This is a genomic window from Micromonospora sp. NPDC047521, from assembly GCF_055587305.1.
On the sequence record NZ_JBVJGN010000005.1, the window covers coordinates 372,104 to 396,054 of the forward strand.

Consider the following 23,951-nt stretch of genomic DNA (forward strand, 5'->3'; position numbering starts at 1 on the left):
GTGCCGACGATGCCTGTCCGAAGGAGACACCATGCAACGGCGTCAACTCCTCACCCTGGGCGTGCTCAGTCCGTTCGCGGCGATGCTGGCATCGGGCGGCCCGGCCAGTGCCGCCGCCGCGCAGACCTTCGGGTTCTCCGCCGATGGCAGCAACTTCCTGCTCGACGGCCAGCCGTTCCAGATCCGCAGCGGCGAGATGCACCCGGCCCGCATCCCTGTGCAGTACTGGCGTCACCGGATCCAGATGGCCAAGGCCATGGGCATGAACACGATCGCCATCTACGTGATGTGGAACCACGTCGAGGAGCGGCCCGGTGTCTTCGACTTCACCACCGACCGACGCGACATCGCCGGCTTCATCAGGCTGTGCCAGGCCGAAGGCATGTACGTGCTGCTGCGCCCCGGCCCCTACGTCTGCGGCGAATGGGACCTCGGCGGCCTACCGCCGTACCTGCTGCGTAACCCGACCATCAGGCTGCGTGTCCGCACCGCCGCCGACCCGAACTACATGGCTGCCGTCACGCGCTACGTCAACGCTCTCGCCGCTCTGGTCAAGCCGCTCATGGTCGGCAACGGGGGACCGATCCTGATGGTCCAGATCGAGAACGAGTACGGGTCGTACGGCAACGACGTCGTCTACCTCGAGGAGCTACGGCAACTGTGGCTGCGGGCCGGGATCACCGGACCCTTCTACACCGAGGACGGCCTCGGCCAGGTGCAGGGCAACCGGACGGTCGTCACCGGCGGTGCGATCGCTCTCAGCGGCGGTGACGCGGCGGCAATCGCGGCGGCCCGACAGTCGTTCCCGACGGTTCCGGCCATGTCCGGCGAGCTCTACCCGGGCTGGTTGACCCACTGGGGCGACGGCGGCTTCGCCGGCTCGAACACCGACATCTCCGGCCAGTTGCGGGGGCTGATGGCCGGCCGGCTGTCGTTCAACCTCTACATGATCCACGGTGGCACGAACTTCGGTTACTCCGCGGGCGCGAACGCCGCCGACAACGGGTCGGGCTACCAGGCGGACATCACCACCTACGACTACGGCGCGCCGATCGACGAACAGGGCGGCCCGTCGCGGCTGTATCCGACCTACCGCGAGATCATCGGCACCGCCCTCGGGGTGACGCTGCCGGCCGTACCCGCGCCGATCCCCACCATCGTGCGGACCGGCAGCCAGGCCGTCCTGCCGGCGCCGTACGCCTCGCTGTGGGACAACCTGCCGGCCGCGCTGCCGACGCAGACGAATCCACAACCGATGGAAATGTACGGCCAGAACTCCGGCTTCATGCTCTACCGCCGCGTCCTGCCCGGCTACACCAGGGGCACGCTGGACATCAGGTCGGTACGCGACTACGCGACGGTGTTCCTCGACGGCGTCTACCAGGGTGGGCTGTCCCGCAGCAGCCTTCCGGCGGCCTACACGACGCCGCTCGGGGTGACGGTGCAGGACGCTCCGTTGCCGTTGAGGACCTCGGCGAGTGGCAGCCCCACGCTCGACATCCTCGTGGAGGGCATGGGCCGGACGAACTTCGGCCAGGCTCTGGTGGACCGCAAGGGCATCACGGAGCGGGTGTCGCTTGTCGACGCGGGCGCCCTGACTGGCACGCTGACCAACTGGCAGACCCATCTGCTGCCCATCGACGAGGCGTTCGTGGCCGGGCTCCGGCCGGTCATCGGCAACAGCTCGCGGCCCGGCATCTTCTTCAAGGCCACGGTGAACCTCACCCAGACCGGCGACACGTACCTCGACATGTCCCGGTGGACCAAGGGCGTGGTCTGGGTCAACGGGCGCAACCTCGGCCGCTACTGGAAGGTGGGGCCGCAGCAGAGGCTCTACTGCCCGGCGCCGTGGCTGCGGGTCGGCGCCAACGAGATCGTGGTCTTCGACCTGCACCAGGTGCAGGCGCAGCCGATCACCTTCGAAGCCACCCTGAGCGGCCAGTCGGGCGCCGTGCGCCACACGGTTGTCAACCGGGCCAGCGGCAAGGCCCTCGACGTGCCGGACCTGTCCCGGGTCACCGGCACGCAGCTGATCCAGTGGACCCCCAACGGCGGAGCCAACCAGGCGTGGCTGATGGCCGGCGCGGTGGGCGGCGTCACCACCATGACGAGCGTCAGCTCGAATCTGCTCGCGGACGTCGAGGGCGGCTCCACGGCGGAGGGGGCGCGGGTCATCCAGTGGACCGCGACCGGCGGGGGCAACCAGCAGTGGCGGGTCGTCACCGCGTCCGGTGAGTTCGTGAAGCTCGTGAACGTGCAGACCGGCAAGGTCCTCGCGGTGGCCGGCGGTGCGACGACGAACGGGGCCGCGATCGTGCAGCAGAGCGACACGGGCAGCGCCTCCCAGCACTGGCGGCTCACGCCGGCCTGACGACGGCGGGGCGACATGATGCCGGCCCGGCCACCGGTCGGGCCGGGACGGTACGGGTCGGTGGGCGACCAGTCGCGGTGCGGCGGCCGCGCGGGATCGCCCACCGGCCCTCGTCGTTCCCGTGGGCTGTCTCCTCGGTCGTGGTGCGGTACGGACGTTGCATCAGAGATGCAAAGATGGCCGTATGGGCGGGCCGAGCGACCGGAGTGCGACGTGAACCAGCGCGAGCGGTGGCACCGGCTCCTGGAGATGGTCGCGGTCGAGGGCCAGCTCGAGATCGAGTCCACCGCCCGTGAGCTGGGCGTCAGCACGGCGACCATCCGACGTGACTTCGACGAGCTCGCCACCCAGCAGTTGGTGACGCGCACCCGGGGCGGAGTGGTGGTCACAAACGTGTCCTACGACCTGCCGCTGCGCTACAAGGCGGTGCGGCAGGCCTCGGAGAAACAGCGCATCGCCGCCGCCGCCGTCGCGCTGATCCCACCGCGCAGCACCGTGGGGCTCAACGGTGGCACCACGACGACCGAGGTGGGGAGGGCGCTCGCGCTGCGTACCGACCCGGACGGGCAGCTGCCGGAGGTCACTGTGGTGACCAACGCGTTGAACATCGCCAACGAGCTGATCGTGCGACCACACATCCGGGTGGTGCTCACCGGCGGGACGGCCCGCCCGCAGTCGTACGAGCTGGTGGGCCGGATCGCCGAGACGATGCTCGCGTCGGTGGCGCTGGACGTGGTCGTGCTCGGGGTGGACGCGATCGACCACCAGCACGGCGCCAGCGCGCACAACGACGGCGAGGCGGCGATCAACCACGTCATGGTGACCAGCGCCGCGCGGACGATCGTGGTGGCCGATGCCTCGAAACTGGGCCGGCGGAGCTTCAACCGGATCTGCCCGCTCGGCAACATCGACACCCTGATCACCGATAAGTCGGCGGACCCGGAGAAGGTCGGCCTCATCGAGCAGGCCGGGGTCAAGGTGCTCCAGGTCTGACGGGCGCTGCGCTCGGCAAAGATGGAACCCGATGCAAAATTTCGGGCTGATTCTTGCATCTTGAGTCAAGCGGGTGCAGCATCCCATCTTATCGGCCTTCGTGAATGTCTGGGCCGCATCGTCCCTCACCAACCGGGAGAAACGATGATCTGGTCACCGCTGCCCGCCCCTCGCCGCCGTACCACCGTCCGGGCCGCCATCGTGGTCCTCGCCCTGCTCGCCGCGATGCTGCACGCCGTACCCGCCCGCGCGGCCACACCGGGGCGCGCCACCGGCATCACCCGAGCCGGGAACACGTACACCATCACCACCAGCACGGCCGCCCGCATCCGGCTCACGCTGGCGCGCGCCGACATCTTCCGCGTCTGGGCCGCACCCAACGGCACGTTCACCGAACCGGCCGCGAACGAGATCACCGTACGCACCGATTTCGGCAGCGTCGCCAGCACGGTGACCGACGACGGCAGCTCCTTCCGCATCGCCACCGCGGCGGTTGTCATCCGGATCAACAAGGACCCCTTGACGATGCAGGTCCAGCGCCCGGACGGGCGGCCGGTCTGGCGGGAGTCGCAACCGCTCGACTGGTCCGCCGGCCGTACGACGCAGCGCCTGGCGCGCGACGCGGACGAGCAGTTCTACGGCACCGGCCTGCGCCTGGGGGAGTGGGCGCTGCGCGACAAGACGGTGCCGGTCGCCGTGGACAACAGGTGGCGGGAGAACACGAACGCCAGTCCGGCGCCCTTCTACCTGTCCACGAACGGCTACGGCGTCCTGCGCAACACGTGGGCGCCCGGCTCGTACGGCTTCACCGCACCGGTCACCACCACCCACAACGAGGAACGTTTCGACGCGTACTACTTCGTGGGCGATTCGCTCAAGGCCGTGCTCGGCGCGTACACCGACGTGACGGGCAAGCCGTTCCTGAGCCCGATGTGGGGCCTCGAACTCGGCAACGCCGACTGCTTCAACGCGTCCAACCCGGCCTACCAGGGCGACCACAACCGGGCCGGGCACCAGCGGACTCCCGACGTGTTGTCGTACGCCCGGGAGGCCCGGGCCAAGGACATGCCGTCGGGGTGGTTCCTGCCCAACGACGGGTACGGCTGCGGCTACGCCGACCTGGGGGCGACAGTCGCCAGTGCCAAGGCGCTCGGATTCCAGACCGGCCTGTGGACCTCCACCGGCCTGTCGTCGATCGACTACGAGGTGGGCACCGCCGGCACCCGTGGCGTGAAGACCGACGTCGCCTGGGTCGGCGGCGGCTACCAGAACGCGTTCCGTGGTGTCCAGCAGGCGGTCGACGGCATCGAGCGGAACTCCGACGCCCGCCGCTACGTGTGGACCGTCGACGGCTGGGCCGGCACCCAGCGCAACGCCGTCGTCTGGACCGGTGACACGTACGGCAGTTGGGACGACATGCGGTGGACCGTGCCTGCCGTCGCGGGCGCCGGGTTGTCAGGCCTCAACTACGCAACCGGCGACGTGGACGGGATCTTCGGTGGCAGCCCGAACACCTACGTGCGGGACCTGCAGTGGAAGTCGTTCACACCGGCGTTCATGACGATGTCCGGCTGGGGTGCGACCAATCCGGCGCCCGGCTACCAGGACAAGCAGCCCTGGCGCTACGCCGAGCCGTACCTGTCGATCAACCGCCGTTACCTGCAACTCAAGATGCGGCTGATGCCGTACCACTACACGATGAGCCGGGTGGCAAGCGTGACAGGCGTGCCGGCGACGCGGGCACTGGTGCTGGAGTACCCGAACGACCCGGTCGCCCGGGGCAACGCCACGTCTGGTGAGTTCATGGCGGGCGACGCGTTCCTGGTGGCGCCTGTGGTCTCCGACACCGAGTTGCGCGACGGCATCTACCTGCCGGCCGGCACCTGGACCGACTACTGGACCGGGCGGGTGTACCAGGGGCCGCTCACGCTGAACGGGTACGCCGCACCGCTCGATCGGCTGCCCCTGTTCGTCAAGGGTGGCTCCATCGTGCCGATGTGGCCGCAGATGAACTACACGGGCGAGAAGCCGGTCTCCACGCTCACCTACGACCTGTATCCGCGCGGCGCGTCGAGTTTCACGCTCTACGAGGACGACGGCATCACCCGCGCCTACCGGGACGGCGCCTACGCCACCCAGCAGGTACGGATGGCGGCGCCGGCGTCCGGCACCGGAACTGTCACCGTGGACGTGGGCGCGTCCACAGGTGCGTACGCAGGCAAGCCGTCGTCGCGCTCCTACGAGTTCAGCGTGCACCTGTCGGCCGCCGCGCAGGCGGTCACGGTCGCCGGCCAGACGCTGCCGAGGTTGAGCACGCGCTCCGCGTACGACTCGGCGAGCAGCGGTTGGTTCTACGCGGACGGGATCCTGTGGATCAAGGCCGGTGCGAGGAGCACCGCGTTCCAGACCCGGATCGACGGCGCCGTGCTGCCGGTCCCCGGCACGAGCACGACGCCGCCACCGATCCCGAACGACAACTGGCGGCTCGTCTACGCCGACAGCGCGGAGACGAGCGCGGAGAACGGCGCGGCCACCAACGCCTTCGACGATGATCCGGCCACGTTCTGGCACACCGCCTGGTCGTCGACCGCCGCCCCCCTGCCGCACGAGATCCAGATCGACCTGGGCGCCACGTACCAGGTGGACGGGCTGCGGTACCTGCCACGGCAGGACGGGGGAGTGAACGGCCGCATCGGCCGCTACGAGGTCTACGTCTCGGACAGCCCGAGCAACTGGGGCACGGCCGTGGCGTCGGGGACCTTCGTCGACACGTCGACGCAGAAGGTGGTGCCGTTCGGCGCCGCCCGCAACGGCCGGTACGTGCGGCTGCGGGCGTTGACCGAGGCCGGCGCCCGGGGGCCCTGGACGACGGTGGCCGACCTGACGATCACCGGAAGGGCGTTGGCGTCGGGGGGCTGAGCCCGAACGGCCGTGGTCCGTCGGACGGGGCGGCGCCCTGTCCGACGGACCACGAGCCGGAACTACGTGCCGACTAGGACAGCGACCACTGCTGGCGGGCCGCACCGTTGGCGGTCCGCTGGACGACGTCCGCGCCGTTGTCCGTGATCGTTCCGTCGAGATCGAGGACGCGACCGCTGTTGCGGTTCGTGATGGTGAAGTGGGTGCCACCCGCGTGATGCGCCACTGCTGGTTGGCCGCGCCGGTGTACGTCCACTGGATCACGTCGGCGCCGTCCGCTGTCGAGCTGCCGGCCACGTCGAGGGCGCGGCCACTACGGCGGTTGACGATGCGGTGGTACCCGTTGCCGAGGGGGACTATCGACCACCTCTGGTGCTGGCCGCCGTTGTCGGCCCACTGGACGGCATCGCCGCCGTCACCTGGCGCGGCGACCGCGACCTCCATGACCTTCCCGCTGGCCCGGTTCGTGAGCGTGTAGCTCGCGTTCGGGTCGAACGAGCCGCTCAGTGCGTCGAGTTCCTTCAGGCTGAACCGGACGGTCATGATGTACGGATAGCTCGTGTCGGCCGGGTCGAAGTATCCGTACGACGTGAGCACGAACGTGCCGTCGGGAAGCACCACGTTGCCCGCGTAGCCCGTGTCGCCGCTCTTGACCGAGGGCGTGAAGTCCTCCAACAGCCGCACCCGGTACTGCCCCTCGCGGGAGTTGACCAGATCGTCGTAGGTCCCGACCCAGGCCACCCAGTCGCCGGCCACCCACGCGCCGGTGTTGCTCACGCTGTTGCGGATGATGTCGCGGAAGGTGATGACGAGCCGACCGGAGGCCGGGTCGTACGTCGCGGCGTGTCGTTCGCCCATGAGGGCGCCCTGCATCTCGCGCGGCTCGGTCCAGGTGTTTCCCTCGTCGTTCGAGAACGCGACCATGGCGTTGGTGCGCTTGTGCTGTGCCCGGGCGAGCAGCGCGAGCTGGCGACCGTCCGGCGAGCGGATGATCTCGATCTCGCAGAGGCCTGCGTACTTCTCGATGGTGTTGTGCGCGGCGAGGAGCCGGGTCGGCGTGCTCCAGACGGCGTTGCCGGCGGCGTCGAAGGTCAGGTAGGTCTTCCAGTTGTTGTATCCGCCGTCGTGGAAGACGCCCAGGTAGCGGAAGTCCCAAGACCCGTCGGCCTTCCTGAGGCGGACCAGGGTGGCGTGGGCGACGAAACCGGCGAAGCCGGCGTCGGCGAAGTGGTGGGTGAACTCCGACCAGGACCGGCCGCTGTCGTCGGAGTACGCGGTCTTGAACCCGCCCGGGCTCGCCGGAAGACCGCTGACCAGCAGCAGTCGGGTCGTACCGTTCGGCTTGACCACCTTGTAGAGGGTGGGCGTCTCCTTGCTGGTGGCCCAGCTCGCCGGCGTGGGGAGCCGACCCGTCCAGGTGCGGCCGCCGTCGTCGCTGCGCTTCAGGATGATCTGACCGGTGCCGTGGCCCATGGGGTAGACGGCGAACATCGTGCGCCCGTCGTCGAGCAGGACGGAATCCGGGTGCCCGAGGTACTGCCCGGCCTGGCGGTCGGTGAGCACCTGACGGCGCGTGTCGTCCTTGAGGTCCAGGAACGGGATCGTGTAGTCGATGCGCATGCTGAGGTCGTTGATCTCGCCCGCCGACAGCGCGGTGCCGTACACGCGCACGTAGTCCAGGTCACCGCTGTAGTGCCACTGGGCTCCCTGTGCGTCGACGTTGCGGCCGATCCACATGCCGTCGAGGTCACGGACGTTCGCGAAGAACCTGGTGGAGGGATGCGTGGCGCGCACCGATCCGTCGACGTAGAGGCGGGTGCCCTCGGTGCCGACGGTCAGGATGGCGGTGTGCCAGACGCCGTCGTTGTAGGGGCCGCCGGTGGACGTCACCTGGGTGGCGTACGCCCCGTTCTCCCGGTTCTCGAAGTAGACCGATCCGCCGTTGAGGGAGAACGACAGGTTGCTGGACTCGTCGGCGGTGTGCGACGCGCTGAAGAAGGTCTTCGCGACGGCGGGACTCGTGGACCGGAACCGGACCGCGATCGCCCCCTGGGTCAGGTTCGCCACGCTGGCCACGTCGCCGGACCTGTCGACGAAGGTGCTACTGCCGTTGAAGGCCTGATTGACCGCGTAGTTCAGCGTCATGGTGGCCGCGGCGTGCCCGGCGGAGGCCGGCATCAGCAGGCTCAGCAGGAGCACCAGCGCGGCTGTCGCGGCGGTGCCGGCGCGGGCCGCCGGACGGCGTCCCGCCTCCGGTCGGACGTTCATCGGGTGATGGCCCATTGCTGTTCGGTACCTCCGCGGTAGGTCGACTGGACGACTGCGGCGCCGTCACCGGTCGCGGCACTGGCCACGGTGAGCGCCTTGCCGGAACCCAGGTTGATGATCTTGTATTGCGTTCCGACCGGAATGACGCTCCACAGCTGGTTCGCGCCGCCGTGGCTCGTCCACTGGACGACGCTCGCTCCCTCGGCGGTGGATGAGCCGGACACGTCCAGCACCTTGCCGCTGCTGCGGTTGACGATGCGGTGGTAGCCGCCGCCAGCCTCGACGAGAGTCCACCGTTGGTGCGCCGCACCGTTGCTCGACCACTGGATGGCGTTCGCGCCGTCTCCGCTGCTCGCCGGCACCTCGAGCACCTTGGTGCTGTTGCGGTTGACGACCCGGTACTCGGTCGACGGGTCGAAGGCCGCGGCCGGGGTCGCCGCCCGGGACACCTCAACCTTGTCCGCGGTGACCGCGGTGCCGGACGAACTGGCGTTCCTGCTGTTCAACACCCGCACCCGCAGGACGTGCGAGCCCTGCGCCAGCGGTCCACTGGTGAAGACCATCGCCTGGTCCACACGCGTGGGGGAGTACAGGTCGACCACCGTCTCCGGGCCGCCGTCGATCGAGACGCCGGCCCGCCCGTGGTTCGCCGCCCGGGCGGCGAAGAGCTTGATCTTGTTTCCGGTGAACCGGACCTGGTACGCGCTGTCGAGCGTGCTGCTGTAGTGGTCGTCGCCCTGGAACTGCCGGGCGCCGTTGGTCCCGTACTGCCAGGTGCCCGAGTAGCTGAACTGGTTGTCGCCGGTTCCCGTGGTGTTGTCGTTGACCTGGACCACGCTCGGTACGCCAGGGGCGTTCCCGATCGCGTCCACCCGGGTGAAGAACGCCTCAACGGTGCTCGATCGCGGGCCGCCCCACAGACGCTCGGCGAGGACCTCGGTCGGCCGCTTCGCGTACTGGTCGAACCACTCGTCCGTCTGGTGCTCCACAGCGTCCGACCAGCGGGCCATCTGGTAGCCGTTGACCTTGGCGTTCTGGTCCGGCGTCCAGCTCTCGTAGACGTTCTTCGTGTTGACGTGGAGATTGAGCCCGGGAGTCACGTACAACGTGCTCTCCGGTACGCCGACCACCGTGTAGCCCAGGTTGTAGAAGTAGCTCAACGACCCGGTGTACGGCGTGAGGACGATGCTGGTCGACGGCTTGATGCTGGTCTGCTGTCCGTTCGTCTCCCACCAGTTCCACAGCTGGGTCGTCTTGCCGTACGACCGCACCTTGTCGTTCATCAGGTTCATGAACTCGGTGAAGACGTCACCGGTGTACGGGAAGCCCCGCGCCTGTGCGTAGCTGACCAGCTCGGGGCAGCTGTTCTTGGCGGCGTCGTTCTGGTACTCGTCGCCGCCGATGTGAAAGTAGGGACCGTCGAAGAGCGGCACGAACTCCGACAGCAGGTTCATGGCGAACGTTCGCGCGGAGTCCTTTGTCAGGTTGAGCGTCCAGCCGCCGTTCGATCCACCGGGCCAGGGCGCGTTGTCCATCGACGGGCAGGAGAACCGCATCGACGGGTCGTACGTCGTCATCGCGGTCGCGTGCCCGGGCAGGTCGATCTCGGGAACGATCGTGATGTGGTACCGCTTGGCGACGTCCTGCATCCGGCGCAGGTCGGCCTTGCTGTAGGACTGGGCGGAGGCCAGACCGGGGTACCTGTCGCTGCGCAGACGGAACCCGTTCCACTCGGTGAAGTGCATGCGCAGCGTGTTCAGACGCAGCCACGCCATGCGGCGCAGCAGGTTCTCCAGGTAGTCCATCTCGTAGAAGTGCCTGCCGACGTCGAGCATCACCCCGCGCTCGCGGTACTGCGGATAGTCGCGAATGGTTCCCGCCGGCACGGTGGTGGCCGTCGCGCTCTGCTTGAGCATGTGCAGGAGGGCCTGGGTCCCGTAGTACACACCGGCCGCGGCGTTTCCACGGACCACGACCTGCGAACCGATGGTCATCAGGTAGCCCTGATCACCGATGCCGGCATCGCTTGTGGCGAGGCTGAGCAGGATGTCACCGGTGCCCGGCGTCGCCGACGAGATGACGGGTACGTCGACTCCGCTCATCGCGCCGAGGTCGACGCGTAACGACGTCGCCGCCGTCGACAACTGGGTGGTGTGTGCCGGGTCCACCAGGATCCGGGACGCTGTGGTCAGCGTCCAGGTCCCCGTCCCGCCGGTCCATTCCCGGACGCTCGGCGCGACCTGGGGTGCCGGGTTGGCCGCGCGCGCCGCCGACGGGACCTGGAGCCCCATGCCCGCCAGCAGCGCGGCGAGTGCGAGAAGAAGTCGTTTCTTGTGGGTGGAGAACACTGTCGGGTACCTCCGGTCGGGAAACGCTCAGAGCGGCAGGAGATCCTTGACGTTTCCCTGGAGCACGGGCAGGCCGCCGCTGTTGGCCTGCGTGCCCACCAGGTGCACCGGAGCCGTGCCGGTGCAGCTGACGGTGAGATTCGACAGGGTGCAGCCGGACAGCATCCAGCGGGTGCCCACAAGGTTCGTGGCGCGGATGTCGCTGTACCAGAGGGTGTTGCCGGTGAAGATCGGCGGCAGGACGCCGTCGACGACCACACCGGTGCCCGGATTGCGAGCGACGCCGCCGATCGGAAAGGACAGCGCTGTGCTCCACCGCACGGGTACGCCGCCGTTGCAGTGGTTGATGGTGTTGCCGGTCAGGCTGCCGTGCCCCCAGTTGTCACTGGTGAGCGTCCCGTACGGGCTGGTCTGGGCGTACGAGTAGTAGGCGCCGTAGCAGCCGACGACGACGTTGTCGTTGACGGTCCAGTTTCCCGACGAGTTCCAGATCGCGAGTCGGCAGGACGTGAAGCTGTTCGCGGTCAGCTGCGAGTATTCGCTGCGGTCGGCCAGGGAGACACCGAAGTAGCAGCGGTGAAAGGCGTTGCCGCCCACCTTGAGCCGGTAGCCGAAGTAGTCGTCCGCCGCCGATCCGGTCACCGTCAGGCCGGCGCCGCGCCAGTTCGTGAAGTCGCAGTCCAGGATCCGTACGCCGGTGCTGCGGCTGATCCGGACGCCGACGTGCGCGAACTGCGGCGCCGAGTCGACCGGGCTGGTCTGGCGTCCGAGGAAGTGGACGCCGCTGATGGTCACGTTGCTGCGACCCGCTACGGACAGCGCGCCGGTCTGGTCGTTGGCGACGGTGACAGTCGCGCCGTTGCCGACGATGAGGCAGCGGTCGGGCAGGGCGACGGTCGCCGACAGGGTGTACGTGGCGCCGGGTGCGAGCTGCACCTGAGGTGTGCGGGCGAGGACGTCGTTCCAGTCGTCGGAGACACCGAGGACCGGCAGGGACGTCGATGCGATCGCGGCGTCGGCCCGGCCGGGCGGTACGACGGCGGCGAGGGCGCCGACGGCACCCGCCACGGTGACCGCTCGGCGGGGGATTCGTGTGGTCATGGTGGCCCTTCGGACAGCAGCTGCGAATGTCCTACGTCAGATGTCGGACGAACTTACGAGTGTTATCGACGTCCGTCAAGGTGTCAGCCGTGCCGTCGTGAAGACCGGGTCGCGGATCGGTCGACGGGGCCGGGCACCGCGCCGACGCGCTTGCAACTTTCTGCAACCAGCAGGCCGGATCGGCAATGAGCTCCCGCTGCCGTCGTCGGTCGACGGCACGTCCGGCTTTTCGTCCGCATGGAGGGGATCGAGCGTGGTGGGTGGGCCTTGACGCCGGCAGGGTCAGATCCTAGGGTCTGCAACATCGTGATTGATTCTGTGGCCATCGTGTCATGAAAGATCATGAGTGCTCGTGCAGCCGGCACCCTTCGGAAGGGGCGGATCACCCGGATGACCGCAGACGGTGCCCCGCAGACCCGCGACAGCGGTGACCTGATCCTCTCGGTGTCGCTCAATCCGGCCCTGGACATCACCTATGCCGTGCCCGAGCTGGTGCCCGACACGTCGCACCGGGTGACGAGCGTGGTCTCCCGGGCCGGAGGCAAGGGCCTCAACGTCGCACGGGTCCTGCGTCAACTGGGCGCCGAGACCATCGTCCTCGGCCTGCTCGGCGGCGCCGCGGGCGAGCACATCGAGGCCGAACTGGCGACAGCCGGCATACCGGCGCAGTTCGTCCATCTCGGGGGTGAGACCCGCCGCACGGTGACAGTCCTCGCGCAGGGCACGGCGACGGTCCTCAACGAACCCGGCCCGCACGTCACGCCGGCGCAGTGGGCGGCGTTCCGGGACATGTTCGCGGAGCGCGTCCGCGTGGCGCGGGTGGTGGTGCTGTCCGGCAGCCGGCCGCCGGGCGTGCCCGACACCGCGTACGCCGATCTCGTCACCATCGCCCGGGCCGGTGGCGCGGAGGCCATCGTGGACGCCGAAGGGCCGGCGCTCAGACACGCGCTGGCCGCCGCGCCGACGCTCGCGAAACCGAACGCCCACGAGGCGGCGGAGCTGCTCGGCCGCCCGGTACGCACCCGCGACGACGCCGTGGCGGTGGCACACCTGCTCGTCCGGCTCGGTGCCAGCGCCGGTGTCGTCTCCCGTGGCGCGGACGGGTTCGTGGCGGTCACCGGCGAAACGGTCCACGCCGCCCGCGCGCCCGAACGGATCGCCGGCAACCCGACAGGCGCCGGCGACGCCCTCGCCGCCGTGCTCGCGTACGGGCTCGTCACCCGCGCGCCGTGGCCTGACGTCCTCGCCCGAGGGGCGGCCGTCGCGGCGGCGGCCGTGGCCTGCCCGTGGGCGGGCGGGTACGACGACGGCATGGCTTCCCGGCTGCTCGCCGGAACCACAGTGGAAAGCCTGGAAGAGCACCACACCGACAGAGAGCAGGAACCGTGTCGCACGTCGCCTCCGAGATAGCCACCCAACCCGAGACGTGGCGTCGCGCCGCGGACCTGGTCACTCGACCCGAGGTGGCGCGGGCCCTGCCCAAGCCCGGCGAACGGGTAGCCGTCGTCGGCTGTGGCACGTCGTACTTCATGGCGCAGAGTTTCGCGGCGCTGCGGGAGTCGGCGGGCCAGGGGGAGACCGACGCCTTCGCCGCCTCGGAGTTCCCCGCCGGCCGGCGGTACGACCGCGTTGTCGCCATCACCCGCTCCGGCACCACCACCGAGGTGATCGCGCTCCTCGAACAGTTGCCGCCCGGCAGCCGCTCGACCGTGCTCACGACGGACGCCGACCGGCCGGTGACCCGGCTGGTGAGCGACTGCGTCGTCCTGGACTTCGCCGACGAGGAGTCGGTGGTGCAGACCCGCTTCGCCACCACCGCGCTTGCCCTCTGGCGCGCCGGTCTCGGGCAGGACCTGACCGAGCCGATCGCCCAGGCGCGGGCCCAACTCGGCACGCCACTCGACCCGGCCCTGGCCGGCCGGGACCAGTTCACCTTCCTCGGCACCGGCTGGACCGTGGGCCTCGCGCACGAGGCCGCCCTCAAGCTGCGCGAGGCGGCGCAGGTGTGGGCCGAGTCGTACCCGGCGATGGAGTTCCGGCACGGGCCGATAAGCGTGGTGGGCGACCGGTCCGTGGTCTGGATCTTCGGGCCGGTGGTGCCCGGCCTCCTCGACGATCTGGCCGCCACGGGCGCGACAGTGGTGCACGAGGACGTCGACGCGATGGCGCACCTCACCACCGCGCAGCGGCTCGCGGTCGAGCTGGCGACGCGTCGCGGCCTGGACCCGGACCACCCCCGGCTGCTCACCCGGGCCGTCATCCTTACCGCGCCGGCCGTCTGAGGAGCGCCGGATGACCCTCGTTCCCACGGCCGACCTGGTGGCGGCGGCCCGGGCCGCCGGCACCGGCGTGCTGGCGTTCAACGTGATCACCATCGAGTACGCCCAGGCGATCGTCGCCGCCGCGCAGCGTGCCCGCCGGCCCGCGATCCTGCAGATCAGCCAGAACGCGGCGCGCTACCACTCCGGGGTGTCCGCCATCGCCGCGGCGACGGCGGAAGTCGCGTGGAAGTCCAGCGCCGACCTGTCGCTGCATCTGGACCACGTCGACGACATCAGCCTGCTGGAGCAGGCACCCGACGCCGGCTTCAGTTCGGTGATGGTCGACGCGTCCGCGCTCGCGTACGCCGCGAACGTGTCCACCACCCGCAAGGCGACCGACTGGGCGCACGAGCACCGGCTGTGGGTGGAGGCGGAACTCGGCTACGTCGGCGGTAAACCGGACGCCCCGGCGAGCGCCCACGCCGCAGGTGTCCGCACCGACCCGTCCGAGGCCGCCCGGTACGTCGCCGAGACCGGCGTCGACGCCCTGGCCGTGGCGGTGGGCAGCTCCCACGCGATGGCCGACCGGACCGCCTCGCTGGATCTCGACCTGGTGGCCGCGATCCGAGACGCCGTACCCGTGCCCCTGGTCCTGCACGGCTCCTCGGGGGTGCCGCTGGAGCAGATCCGCGCCGCCGTCGCCCACGGCATGGTGAAGATCAACGTCGGTACGGCCCTCAACGTGGCGTTCACCGACGCGGTCCGGGACGCCCTGCCGCGGTCCCGCGATCCGCGCCGGTACCTGGCAGCGGGACGCGACGCGGTGACGAGGGCGGTCGAGCAGCTGCTCACGCTCCTGCCGGCGGTGCCGTAACCGGAGACCCGCACCGGCGGGGCGCGCTGGGCCTATGCCGTCGGCAGGGCCGGCAGAGGCTCGGGCACGTTGAGCCGCAGGGCCGCCGCGACGGCACCCAGGGCGCCACCCTCGTCGCCGAACTGGGCCGTCACCACGTCCAGGCGGCGGGGATGTCGGGGGATCGCCAGCTGGCTGATAGCTGCCCGGACCGGATCGAGCACCACGTCGCCGGCATGGGCGACGGTGCCGCCGATGGCGACCTTGCCCGGGTCCAACTGCACCACCATGCCGGACAGGACGCGGCCGAGCAGTAGCGCGGCGTGCCGCATCACGTCCACGACCGGCGGGTCGCCGGCACGTGCCCGCGCCACCAGATCGGACGGGTCCGCGACTGTCACACCACGGCCGGCGCACTGCTCGATGAGCGCCGACGGGCGGATCAGCAGCTCCAGGCAGCCGCGGCCGCCGCACGGGCAGAGGTCGCCATCGGGATCGACGCTGACGTGGCCGATCTCCCCGGCGGCGCCGTTCGCGCCGCGGGCGAGCCGGCCGTCCACGATGAGCCCGCCGCCCACACCGTCGCTCCACCGGACGTAGATGGCGTCCCGTACGTCACGGGTCGCGCCCCAGGTGCCTTCCGCGAGGGCGGCCAGCCGGGAGTTGTTGTCGGTGACGACGGCGACCCCGTACCGGTCCCGGATCCGCGCGCTCACCTGCTTCGCGGCCACCGACGGGCTGCCGCCGCCGGCCGGTCGACCCCGACCGGCCACCAGGCCGGGCAGGCCGAGGCCGATCGCCTCCAGCGCACGCAGGTCGATGTCGTGTTCCTGCACGAGGTCGTCGATCAGCTTGATCGCCGCGTTGGCGCGTCGGGCCGGCCCCGCCGTCAGCGCGACGGCGCGGCTGCCCCGGGCCAGGATGTCGTGGCCCAGGGTGGCGACGATGACGGTGATCGTCGCCCGGCCGAGGTCGATTCCGACGATGCGGCCGGCGGACGGGTTGAGGCTGACGGTCGTTGACGGCCGGCCCCGGCCCCGGTGCCCGGACAGCGCCGGCTCGCGCTCGACGACCACACCGCGGGCGATGAGGTCGCCGATGATGTCGAACAGCGTGGTGCGCGACAGCCCGGTCAGCCGGATGAGTTCGGCCCGGCTGAGCGGGCCGGCGCTGCGGAGCTGGGCCAGCAGGGCCTCGGTGTGCGCCAGCCGCACGCGTTGCATGGCATCCGGGCGTTCGATCACGGCACCATCATGACCGATACCTGCTTTCACCCGTCGTTCCCGCAGCGTACGGGCCGGTAACCACCAACCGTCGCCGCCGCCTCGCCAGGTGGCGGCGACGGCCGGTGGTCAGGCGGCCCGGACGGTGACTGTCAGTGCCGCCTGGACGGGGGCCAGTCCGGCCGCGCGCACCGACAGCGTTCCGGTGTACGTTCCCGCCGTACCGAACGCGCGCCGGGACACCAGTGTGAACGCGCTGTTGATCTGCATCGCCGGGATGCTCGGCTCGCGCGTGGCGGTAGGCGTCAGCGCCTCCACCCGTCCGTCACTCCAGGTGACCGTGGCGGCCAGGTCGGTGGAACGCAGCCCCGGGGCGGTGACCGTCCAGGTGGCTCCGGCAGGTGCGCCGACGGCCACGGTGCCCGATCGACCGATCGCCTGCTGGCGCCACGGCACGTCGGCGGTGGGGAAGAAGTTGACGCCCTCGACTGTCAACCGGCCCCCGGCCACGGACAGGCGGGTGGTGAAGTCGGCGTAACTGCGCTGCGCCTGCGGCGTCCATCCCACCTCGGCCGTGGCGATGAGGCGCGGGAAACTGTAGTACTGCGCCTGGCCGACCCGGCGGATGAACTCGCCCCAGAGGGCCGACTCGACCCCGAGCACACTGGTCTCGGCGATGTTCGGGATGAAGGTGCCCGGGTCCCAGTTGTAGTGCCGGTCCAGTCCGCACGGCCCGCCGCAGGCCCAGGTGCCGCCGAGCGGCTGGCGGGAGTCCTGCTTCTGCGGCACGTACGTGTGGGGGGCGGGGGAGAGGACGACAGTGGCACCGCGACCGGTCACCGCGTTGGCCACTGCGGTCCGGTCGCCGTTCCAGTACTGCACGACCGCCTTGTTGGCCGGCAGCGCCGTGCCCGCGTACTCGTTCCAGCCGACCACCGTCTTGCCGAGCGAGGCGACGGTCGCGGTGAAGGCGTCGACCATGGTGGTGTAGTTCGCGTGGCTGGTGACGTGCGCCTCGTCGCCACCGATGTGCAGGTAGGGCCCCGGGGTCATGGCGGCGATCTGGGTCAGGACCCGCGTGACGAACTCGTACGTCGTGGGGCTGGCGGAGTCGAACGTCGAGTAGCCGACGTTGCCGGTGCCGTTGGCCGGTGCGGTCTGCTGGCCGGGCGCCGGCTTGGGCTGGGCGCCCGCCGTGTTCAGCTGGGGGATGGCGTGCAGCGCCGCGTTGGTGTGGCCCGGCATGTCGATCTCCGGTACGACGGTCATGCCGTTCAGGCCCGCGTAGCGCACGATCTCGGCATAGTCGGCCCTGGTGTAGAAGCCTGTGACACCCAGCTCGGTGCCCATCAACTGGCCGCTGTCGTTGTACGTCATGGCGGTGCGTCCGCTGACCGAGGTGAGCAGGCCGTAGTCGATGCCCGCCGGATTGCTCGCCGGGTTGTCGATGGCGATCCGCCAGCCCTGGTCGTCGGTCAGGTGCAGGTGCAGGCGGTTGATCTTGTATTGGGCCGCGCTGTCGATGTACGCCTTGATCTCGTTCATCGGGTAGAAGCTGCGGGCGACGTCGAGCATCATCCCGCGGTGGGCGAAGCGGGGGTAGTCGGAGATCGTCACGGCCGGCACCGTCCAGGTGGCGCCGACGACGGTGTCCGACTCCACCCACTGCGGCAGGAGTTGACGCAGCGTCTGCACCCCGTTGAGTGCGCCGTTCGCCGTGTCGGCACTGATCTGGACCTTCCCGGTGGTGACGCTGAGCCGGTACCCCTCGGCGGCCTGCCCGGCGGGACCCTTGCCGGCGCCGACCTCGACGACGATGGGCGCGGGCGCGCTGCTCTGGCTGACCACCGGCAGGGCGTACCCGGTGGCCGGGCGCAGGAGGCCGGCGAGGTAGGTCGCCGGTGCGGTCGCCTGCTGCCCGACCGCGACGATTGGCGTGTTCCGGTTCACTGTGTACGGCGTGCCGCCGTTCTCCACGAGCGACACCGGCTTGGGCAGCAGACCCAGTGAGGGAGCCGGGGCCGGCGCGGTGGCGTTCCAGATCTCGAACTCGGAGATCGAGTAGCCGTAGCCCGCCCACCGTCTGTGCCCCTGCATCCGTACGTGGGACACCGGCTGCGACGAGTTCACCGCTATGACGTCCGTCCGGGGGCAGGTGTCGCGCTGGAGGCGGGCGACGTCGGTCCAGGTGGTGCCGTCCGCCGAGGTCTGCAGGGTGAAGTCACGGGCGCAGGCGTTGGGCCAGGTGAGCACGACGTGGTCGACAGTGGCGGGGGATGCCAGGCGTACCTGCACCCAGTTGTCGTCCTGGTATGTCGACGACCACCTGGTGCCGCGGTCGCCGTCGTTGACGTGCGCGGCGACGAAGTCGGCGCGGTCGAGTTCGACGCTCGACGCGGTGGCGGTGCCGGTCCGGGCCAGGTTCACGGGCGCGGCAGCGGCCACGGCCGGCGTGCCGGACGTGACAGGTGCGGCGAGCGTCGCGGCGAGGACCACTGCGGCGTGTGCCGCGAGCAGTCGGCGTCTCGGTCGGGTGGCATTGCGGGAGCGCGGAATCGACATGGGACTCCTTCGTCCGTCGTCCGGGTCGCCGGGCGACTGGGGTGGCTCGGTACGCCGAAGTCTCGTCATCACCTTCAATTTAGTCAATGGCCAACACATTAATCGGCGCGATGCGGGGAGGCGGTGGGCGCGGGTCGGCGGTGCCGCCGACCCTGGGTCTTTTTAGTCCGAAGGGTTGACAGGATTAGCCGCGTCACCAAGGATTCGCTTACCTTGAGCGCCGCCCACCGGAAAGGGGGGCGCCACACGTCCGACCTGGGCTACGGAGGGCCACCGTGCCGACAGACGTTCAACAGCCCCGGACCCGCGGGCCGGGCACCACCCGCGCGGCGTCGCCGCCCCGTCGCGCAGTGCCACTGCCGGTCTGGAACGTGATCGCCGTGGTGCTCGGCCTCGCCATCTGGACCGTGCTCGCCCGGGCCGGCGTCTCGGGCCTGCCCGGGCCACGGGCCGTAGCCGTACGCGCCGGCGAACTGGCGATGGACGGCACCCTGCTCGACGACAGCCTCGCCAGCCTGCGCCGGGTGCTCATCGGCTTCGCGCTCGGTAGCGCCCTCGCGGTGCCCGTCGGCTTCCTCATGGGCTGGTACGGGACGGCCCGCGGCCTGATCGAGCCCTACGTGCAGTTCTTCCGCACGATCCCGCCCCTGGCCGTCATCCCGCTGGCCATCCTGCTCATGGGCATCGGGGAGACCCCGAAGATCTTCGTCATCTTCCTCGCCGCGTTCCTGTCCTGCGTCGTGTCGACGTTCCAGGGTGTGGTGAGCGTCGACACCACCCTGATCAACGCCGCCCGGGTGCTCGGAGCCAACGACGCCGTGGTGTTCCGCCGGGTCGTCGTCCCCGCCTCCACGCCGTTCATCCTGGTCGGCATGCGCGTCGGCCTCGGCGCGGCGTGGGCCACCCTGGTGGCCGCCGAGTTGATCGCCGCGCAGGAGGGCCTCGGCTACCGCATGCAGCAGGCGCAGATCTACTACGACCTGCCGAGCATCTTCGTCGGCCTGATCACCATCGGCGTGCTCGGCCTGATCATGGACCGGCTCCTGCTCGCCGCCGAGAAGCGCCTCACCGGATGGCAGGAACGCCGATGACCGAGAAGATCTCCTTCCGCTCCACCACCCGCACCTTCGAGGTGGGCGGCAAACCCTTCCACGCGCTGCGCAACGTCGACCTGGACATCGCCGACCGCGAGTTCGTCACAGTGGTCGGCCCGTCCGGCTGCGGCAAGTCGACACTGCTGAACATCGCGGCCGGCCTGGTCGAACCCACCGCCGGTGAGGTGCTCGTCGACTCGCAGCCGGTGCGCGGGCCCGGCCCGGAACGCGGCGTCATCTTCCAGCAGTACGCGCTGTTCCCCTGGCTGACCGTGCGCCAGAACGTCGAGTTCGGCCTCCAGATCGCCAAGGTCGGGCGGGCCGAGCGGCGACGAAGGGCGCAGCACTTCATCGACCTGGTGGGCCTCACCGACTTCGCGGACGCGCTGCCCCGAATGCTGTCCGGCGGTATGCGGCAGCGGTGCGCCATCGCCCGCGCGTACGCCGTCGACCCCGGCGTCCTGCTCATGGACGAACCCTTCGGTGCCCTGGACGCCCTCACCCGTGTGCAGATGCAGGACCAGTTGCTGGCCACCTGGGGCTCCGAGCGACGCACCGTCATGTTCATCACCCACGACGTCGACGAGGCCGTCTACCTCGCCAACCGGGTAGTCGTCATGGCCGCCCGACCGGGCCGTGTGCACGAGGTCATCGACGTCGACCTGCCGTACCCGCGCACCGAGGCCGTCCGCCTCTCACCAGAGTTCTCCCGGATCCGCAATCGGGTCTGGCGCGCCGTCTACCACCAGACCCCTCAGGAAGGTGCATCCCAATGAGCACTCTCTCCCGCCGCGCCCTGCTGGCCGGCATCGCCGGCCTCGGCACCGCCGCGGCCCTCGCCGCCTGCGGCGACGACGACGATTCCGGATCCGGCGGTTCCGGCGGCGAACCGGTGAAGCTCGGCTACATCGCCGACTTCACAGGCGCGAGCCTCATGGCGATCGCCGACGACAAGAAGCTGTGGGCCCGCCACGGCCTCAAGCCGGACCTGAAGGTCTTCACCAACGGGCCCCTGCAGGTGCAGGCCCTCGGCGCGGGCGACCTCGACTTCGGCTACCTGGGCCCGGGCGCCCTGTGGCTGCCGGCGTCCGGCAAGGCCCGGGTCGTCGCCATCAACTCGCTCGGCTTCGCCGACCGGGTCATCGCCCAACCGGGCATCACCTCCATTGCCGCGCTCAAGGGCAAGAAGGTGGGCGTGCCCGAGGGCACCTCCGGCGACATGATCGTGCGGCTGGCCCTGAAGCGCGCCGGGCTCTCCATCGACGACGTCCAGAAGGTCGCCATGGACCCGAGCACCGTCGTCACCGCGTTCGGGTCGGGCCAGATCGACGCGGCAGGCATCTGGTATCCGCTCATCGGCACCATCAAGAAGCGGGTGCCGAACCTGACGGAGCTGGCCAAGAACGACGACTTCTACCCGGCCGTCAGCTTCCCGTCCGCCTACGTCGGGCGCAACGACGTGGTGACCGGCAAGCCGGAACTGGTGAAGAAGGTGCTCGCGGTGCTGCGTGCCGCCAACGACGAGCGGGCGGCAAACGTGGACCGGGCGGTCGAGGTCACCGCGAAGTTCCTCAAGTCGGCTCCGGTGGACCAACTGCGCGCCGAGGCCACAAACGCCCGGTTCCTGCCGTCGGCCGAACTCGCCGCCAAGTCCACCGACGGCACCGTCGCGGGCTGGCTCACCGGCCTCAACGGCCTCTTCAAGGACCTGGGCAAGCTGCCGGACGTGGTCGACCCGGGCACCTACTACGACGCCGCCGCGTACGCGTCCTGAGCGTGAGAAGGGATCAACAGGTGCGGCCCAACATCGTCTTCATCATGGCCGACGACCACGCCGCGCACGCGGTGGGCGCCTACGGAAGCAAGATCAACGAGACGCCGCACATCGACCGCATCGCGGCCGGCGGCGCGCTGCTGGAGAACTGCTTCTGCACCAACTCGCTGTGCGCGCCCAGCCGCGCGACAATCCTCACCGGCACCTACAACCACGTCAACGGCGTGCAGACGTTGTCCACCGAGTTCGACAACCGGCAGCTTGTCTTCCCGGAACTGCTGCGCCGCGCCGGCTACCAGACGGCACTGGTCGGCAAGTGGCATCTCGGGCACGGTCCGGAGCACGACCCCCGCGGGTTCGACTACTGGGAGGTCGTACCCGGCCAGGGCCGCTACCGCGATCCTGTCTTCATCGCCATGGACGGCACCGAACACGTCCGTCCCGGCTACTGCACCAACATCATCACCGACCTGGCCGTCGACTGGCTCGACAAGCGCGACCGGGAACGGCCCTTCTGCCTGCTGGTGCACCACAAGGCGCCACACCGCAACTGGGAACCCGACGAGAAGCACCGCGACATGTACGTCGAGGACGTGGCCGTACCGGGCTCGTTCGACGACGACCACTCCGGGCACGCCGCCGCCGCCCGAGCCGCCCGGATGCGGGTGGACCGGGACCTGACCGCCAACGACATCAAGGAGATGCTGCCGCCGCACCTGGACCCCGACGAGGCAGCGCTCTGGACCTACCAGCGCTACATCAAGGACTACCTGCGGTGCGTCGCCAGCGTCGACGACAACGTCGGCCGCCTGCTCGACTACCTCGACGAGCATGGCCTGACCGATGACACCATCGTCGTCTACACGTCCGACCAGGGCTTCTTCCTCGGCGACCACGGCTGGTACGACAAGCGGTTCATGTACGAGGAGTCGCTGCGGATGCCGTTCCTGATCCGCTACCCGGCGGAGATCCCGGCCGGCTCCACCACCAACGCGCTTGCCATGAACGTCGACTTCGCCCAGACATTCCTCGACTACGCCGACGTGCCGGCCGACCCCCGCATGCAGGGACGCTCACTGCGACCACTCCTGCGCGGAGAGGACGTCGACGGCTGGCGGCAGTCGGTGTACTACCGCTACTGGGAGCACGACGACGACGAGCACCACGTGTGGGCCCACTACGGCGTACGCACCCACGACCACAAGCTCGTCTACTACTACGCGGACGGTCTCGGCCTGCCCGGCACCTCGGCTACCACCCAGGAGCCGGAGTGGGAGCTGTTCGACCTGCGGGCCGACCCGTGGGAGATGCGCAGCGTCTACGACGACCCGGCGTACGCGCCGATCCGGGCGGCGCTCACCGACGAACTGGCCCGGGTCCAGCAGGAGTGCGGCGACACCCCGTGGCAGCCCTCGACGCCGGTTCACGGGTGACGGACGGGTCGGCCCGCCCGGGCGAGCCGACGAAACCAGCCGACCGTCGCTGGCCGCGCCGCGTCTACGGGGTGGGCACCGAGCCGGACCCGCGGTTCTCCCTCGCCAACGAGCGCACGTTCCTCGCGTGGCTGCGAACCGCGCTGGGTCTCATGGTGGCCGCCGCGGCGGTGAAGGCCTTCGGCACGGAAGGCTCACAGTGGGCGGCGGTCGTGCTGGCGGTGCTCGCCGTCGGGGTGGCCGCCGAGGCGTTCCCCCGGTGGAGCCGCAACGAACGGGCACTGCGGCTCCAGCTGCCGCTGCCGTCCACCCCCGTCGTCGCCGTGTCGGCGGTGGGGGTGGTCGTGGCCGGCGTGACCATCGCCGTCGTGGTGCTGATCTGATGTCGTGGCGCTGAGGTGACCGAGCCACCGCGTCTCGCCGACCGGGGGGCGCAGGCCGAACGCACCCTGCTGGCGTGGCTGCGGACGGCGCTGGCGACGGCGGCCGTACTGCTCGCCGTCGGCCGGGAGCTGCTGCCCACTCGTCCGTTCGCCGCGGCGATCGTGCTGGCCTGCGCACCGCTCGCCGTCGCGGTGGCCGCGTTGGCTCGACGCCGGTACCGCACCGTCCGGCTGCCCACCGGGCTCGGGCGCTCCGACGGCGCCGCACTGCTGGCCGCTGCCGGAACGCTGGTGGCGGTCGGCGGTGTGGCGATTCTCGCCCACGTCCTCGCCCGCTGAGGGCGACAGGTGCTGCCGTCCCGGGGCGG

The 23,951-nt window shown here is 70.2% G+C and carries 17 protein-coding genes and 2 pseudogenes; 12 read left to right on the forward strand and 7 right to left on the reverse strand.

Annotated elements, in window-relative coordinates; genetic code table 11:
- Positions 1-31: 31 nt before the first annotated feature.
- The 3 genes from ACZ6N8_RS14860 to ACZ6N8_RS14870 all read left to right on the forward strand — a co-directional run bounded on the left by ACZ6N8_RS14860 (position 32) and on the right by ACZ6N8_RS14870 (position 6,283).
- The gene (locus tag ACZ6N8_RS14860) at positions 32-2,371 is read left to right on the forward strand and encodes a beta-galactosidase (protein ID WP_466010290.1); all 2,340 of its coding nucleotides are present in this window, start codon (positions 32-34) and stop codon (positions 2,369-2,371) included.
- Between the two features lie 213 nt (positions 2,372-2,584).
- Positions 2,585-3,364 carry a DeoR/GlpR family DNA-binding transcription regulator gene (locus ACZ6N8_RS14865; RefSeq protein ID WP_466010292.1) on the forward strand — a complete coding sequence of 260 codons (780 nt, stop codon included), beginning with the start codon at positions 2,585-2,587 and terminating at the stop codon, positions 3,362-3,364.
- Positions 3,365-3,508: 144 nt separating this feature from the next.
- The gene (locus tag ACZ6N8_RS14870) at positions 3,509-6,283 is read left to right on the forward strand and encodes a discoidin domain-containing protein (protein WP_466010294.1); all 2,775 of its coding nucleotides are present in this window, start codon (positions 3,509-3,511) and stop codon (positions 6,281-6,283) included.
- 73 nt (positions 6,284-6,356) lie between these two features.
- Here ACZ6N8_RS14870 and ACZ6N8_RS14875 read toward each other — a convergent pair whose 3' ends face one another.
- The 5 genes and pseudogenes from ACZ6N8_RS14875 to ACZ6N8_RS14895 all read right to left on the reverse strand — a co-directional run bounded on the left by ACZ6N8_RS14875 (position 6,357) and on the right by ACZ6N8_RS14895 (position 12,000).
- Positions 6,357-6,539: an RICIN domain-containing protein gene (locus ACZ6N8_RS14875; protein ID WP_466010296.1), complete on the reverse strand. Its 183-nt coding sequence runs from the start codon at positions 6,537-6,539 to the stop codon at positions 6,357-6,359.
- Positions 6,540-6,547: 8 nt separating this feature from the next.
- Positions 6,548-7,633 (reverse strand): annotated as a pseudogene (locus ACZ6N8_RS14880) (RICIN domain-containing protein); the annotation flags it as partial.
- A 336-nt stretch (positions 7,634-7,969) separates the two neighbouring features.
- Positions 7,970-8,566: pseudogene (locus ACZ6N8_RS14885) on the reverse strand (LamG domain-containing protein); the annotation flags it as partial.
- Positions 8,548-10,899: a family 20 glycosylhydrolase gene (locus tag ACZ6N8_RS14890; RefSeq protein ID WP_466010298.1), complete on the reverse strand. Its 2,352-nt coding sequence runs from the start codon at positions 10,897-10,899 to the stop codon at positions 8,548-8,550. The pseudogene ACZ6N8_RS14885 and the gene ACZ6N8_RS14890, both read right to left, overlap by 19 nt.
- Before the next feature lie 27 nt (positions 10,900-10,926).
- Positions 10,927-12,000, reverse strand: coding sequence for a right-handed parallel beta-helix repeat-containing protein (locus tag ACZ6N8_RS14895; RefSeq protein ID WP_466010300.1), 1,074 nt, complete (start codon positions 11,998-12,000; stop codon positions 10,927-10,929).
- A gap of 390 nt (positions 12,001-12,390) precedes the next feature.
- On the opposite strand from ACZ6N8_RS14895, the gene ACZ6N8_RS14900 reads away from it, so the two are divergent.
- From ACZ6N8_RS14900 to ACZ6N8_RS14910, 3 genes are read left to right on the forward strand one after another with little or no spacing between them, the layout of a single operon-like run.
- Positions 12,391-13,410: a 1-phosphofructokinase family hexose kinase gene (locus ACZ6N8_RS14900; protein ID WP_466010302.1), complete on the forward strand. Its 1,020-nt coding sequence runs from the start codon at positions 12,391-12,393 to the stop codon at positions 13,408-13,410.
- The gene (locus ACZ6N8_RS14905) at positions 13,386-14,282 is read left to right on the forward strand and encodes an SIS domain-containing protein (RefSeq protein ID WP_466010304.1); all 897 of its coding nucleotides are present in this window, start codon (positions 13,386-13,388) and stop codon (positions 14,280-14,282) included. The genes ACZ6N8_RS14900 and ACZ6N8_RS14905 overlap by 25 nt, the downstream gene beginning before the upstream one ends.
- Before the next feature lie 10 nt (positions 14,283-14,292).
- Positions 14,293-15,135, forward strand: a complete 843-nt coding sequence (locus ACZ6N8_RS14910) for a class II fructose-bisphosphate aldolase (RefSeq protein ID WP_466010305.1) — start codon at positions 14,293-14,295, stop codon at positions 15,133-15,135.
- 32 nt (positions 15,136-15,167) lie between these two features.
- Here ACZ6N8_RS14910 and ACZ6N8_RS14915 read toward each other — a convergent pair whose 3' ends face one another.
- Entirely contained in the window at positions 15,168-16,358 is a 1,191-nt protein-coding gene (locus ACZ6N8_RS14915; RefSeq protein WP_466010307.1) for an ROK family transcriptional regulator, read from the reverse strand.
- Between the two features lie 108 nt (positions 16,359-16,466).
- Entirely contained in the window at positions 16,467-18,899 is a 2,433-nt protein-coding gene (locus tag ACZ6N8_RS14920) for a family 20 glycosylhydrolase (protein ID WP_466010309.1), read from the reverse strand.
- A gap of 275 nt (positions 18,900-19,174) precedes the next feature.
- On the opposite strand from ACZ6N8_RS14920, the gene ACZ6N8_RS14925 reads away from it, so the two are divergent.
- From ACZ6N8_RS14925 to ACZ6N8_RS14950, 6 genes are read left to right on the forward strand one after another with little or no spacing between them, the layout of a single operon-like run.
- Positions 19,175-19,990 carry an ABC transporter permease gene (locus ACZ6N8_RS14925; RefSeq protein WP_466010311.1) on the forward strand — a complete coding sequence of 272 codons (816 nt, stop codon included), beginning with the start codon at positions 19,175-19,177 and terminating at the stop codon, positions 19,988-19,990.
- On the forward strand, positions 19,987-20,769 hold the full coding sequence (locus tag ACZ6N8_RS14930; protein ID WP_466010313.1) for an ABC transporter ATP-binding protein: 783 nt from the start codon (positions 19,987-19,989) through the stop codon (positions 20,767-20,769). Before ACZ6N8_RS14925 ends, ACZ6N8_RS14930 begins: the two co-directional genes overlap by 4 nt.
- The gene (locus ACZ6N8_RS14935) at positions 20,766-21,767 is read left to right on the forward strand and encodes an aliphatic sulfonate ABC transporter substrate-binding protein (RefSeq protein WP_466010315.1); all 1,002 of its coding nucleotides are present in this window, start codon (positions 20,766-20,768) and stop codon (positions 21,765-21,767) included. The genes ACZ6N8_RS14930 and ACZ6N8_RS14935 overlap by 4 nt, the downstream gene beginning before the upstream one ends.
- A 20-nt stretch (positions 21,768-21,787) precedes the next feature.
- Positions 21,788-23,200 carry a sulfatase family protein gene (locus ACZ6N8_RS14940; RefSeq protein ID WP_466010317.1) on the forward strand — a complete coding sequence of 471 codons (1,413 nt, stop codon included), beginning with the start codon at positions 21,788-21,790 and terminating at the stop codon, positions 23,198-23,200.
- Positions 23,197-23,583, forward strand: a complete 387-nt coding sequence (locus ACZ6N8_RS14945; protein WP_466010318.1) for a YidH family protein — start codon at positions 23,197-23,199, stop codon at positions 23,581-23,583. The genes ACZ6N8_RS14940 and ACZ6N8_RS14945 overlap by 4 nt, the downstream gene beginning before the upstream one ends.
- A 15-nt stretch (positions 23,584-23,598) precedes the next feature.
- Positions 23,599-23,922, forward strand: a complete 324-nt coding sequence (locus ACZ6N8_RS14950) for a DUF202 domain-containing protein (protein ID WP_466010319.1) — start codon at positions 23,599-23,601, stop codon at positions 23,920-23,922.
- Positions 23,923-23,951 lie beyond the last annotated feature (29 nt).

Bases quoted from the DNA above. Each gene is read 5' to 3' on its own strand.
- ACZ6N8_RS14920 (WP_466010309.1), bottom strand. From the start codon at position 18,899: ATGTCGATTCCGCGCTCCCGCAATGCCACCCGACCGAGACGCCGACTG.
- ACZ6N8_RS14860 (WP_466010290.1), top strand. From the start codon at position 32: ATGCAACGGCGTCAACTCCTCACCCTGGGCGTGCTCAGTCCGTTCGCG.
- ACZ6N8_RS14900 (WP_466010302.1), top strand. From the start codon at position 12,391: ATGACCGCAGACGGTGCCCCGCAGACCCGCGACAGCGGTGACCTGATC.
- ACZ6N8_RS14870 (WP_466010294.1), top strand. From the start codon at position 3,509: ATGATCTGGTCACCGCTGCCCGCCCCTCGCCGCCGTACCACCGTCCGG.
- ACZ6N8_RS14930 (WP_466010313.1), top strand. From the start codon at position 19,987: ATGACCGAGAAGATCTCCTTCCGCTCCACCACCCGCACCTTCGAGGTG.
- ACZ6N8_RS14935 (WP_466010315.1), top strand. From the start codon at position 20,766: ATGAGCACTCTCTCCCGCCGCGCCCTGCTGGCCGGCATCGCCGGCCTC.
- ACZ6N8_RS14895 (WP_466010300.1), bottom strand. From the start codon at position 12,000: ATGACCACACGAATCCCCCGCCGAGCGGTCACCGTGGCGGGTGCCGTC.
- ACZ6N8_RS14910 (WP_466010305.1), top strand. From the start codon at position 14,293: ATGACCCTCGTTCCCACGGCCGACCTGGTGGCGGCGGCCCGGGCCGCC.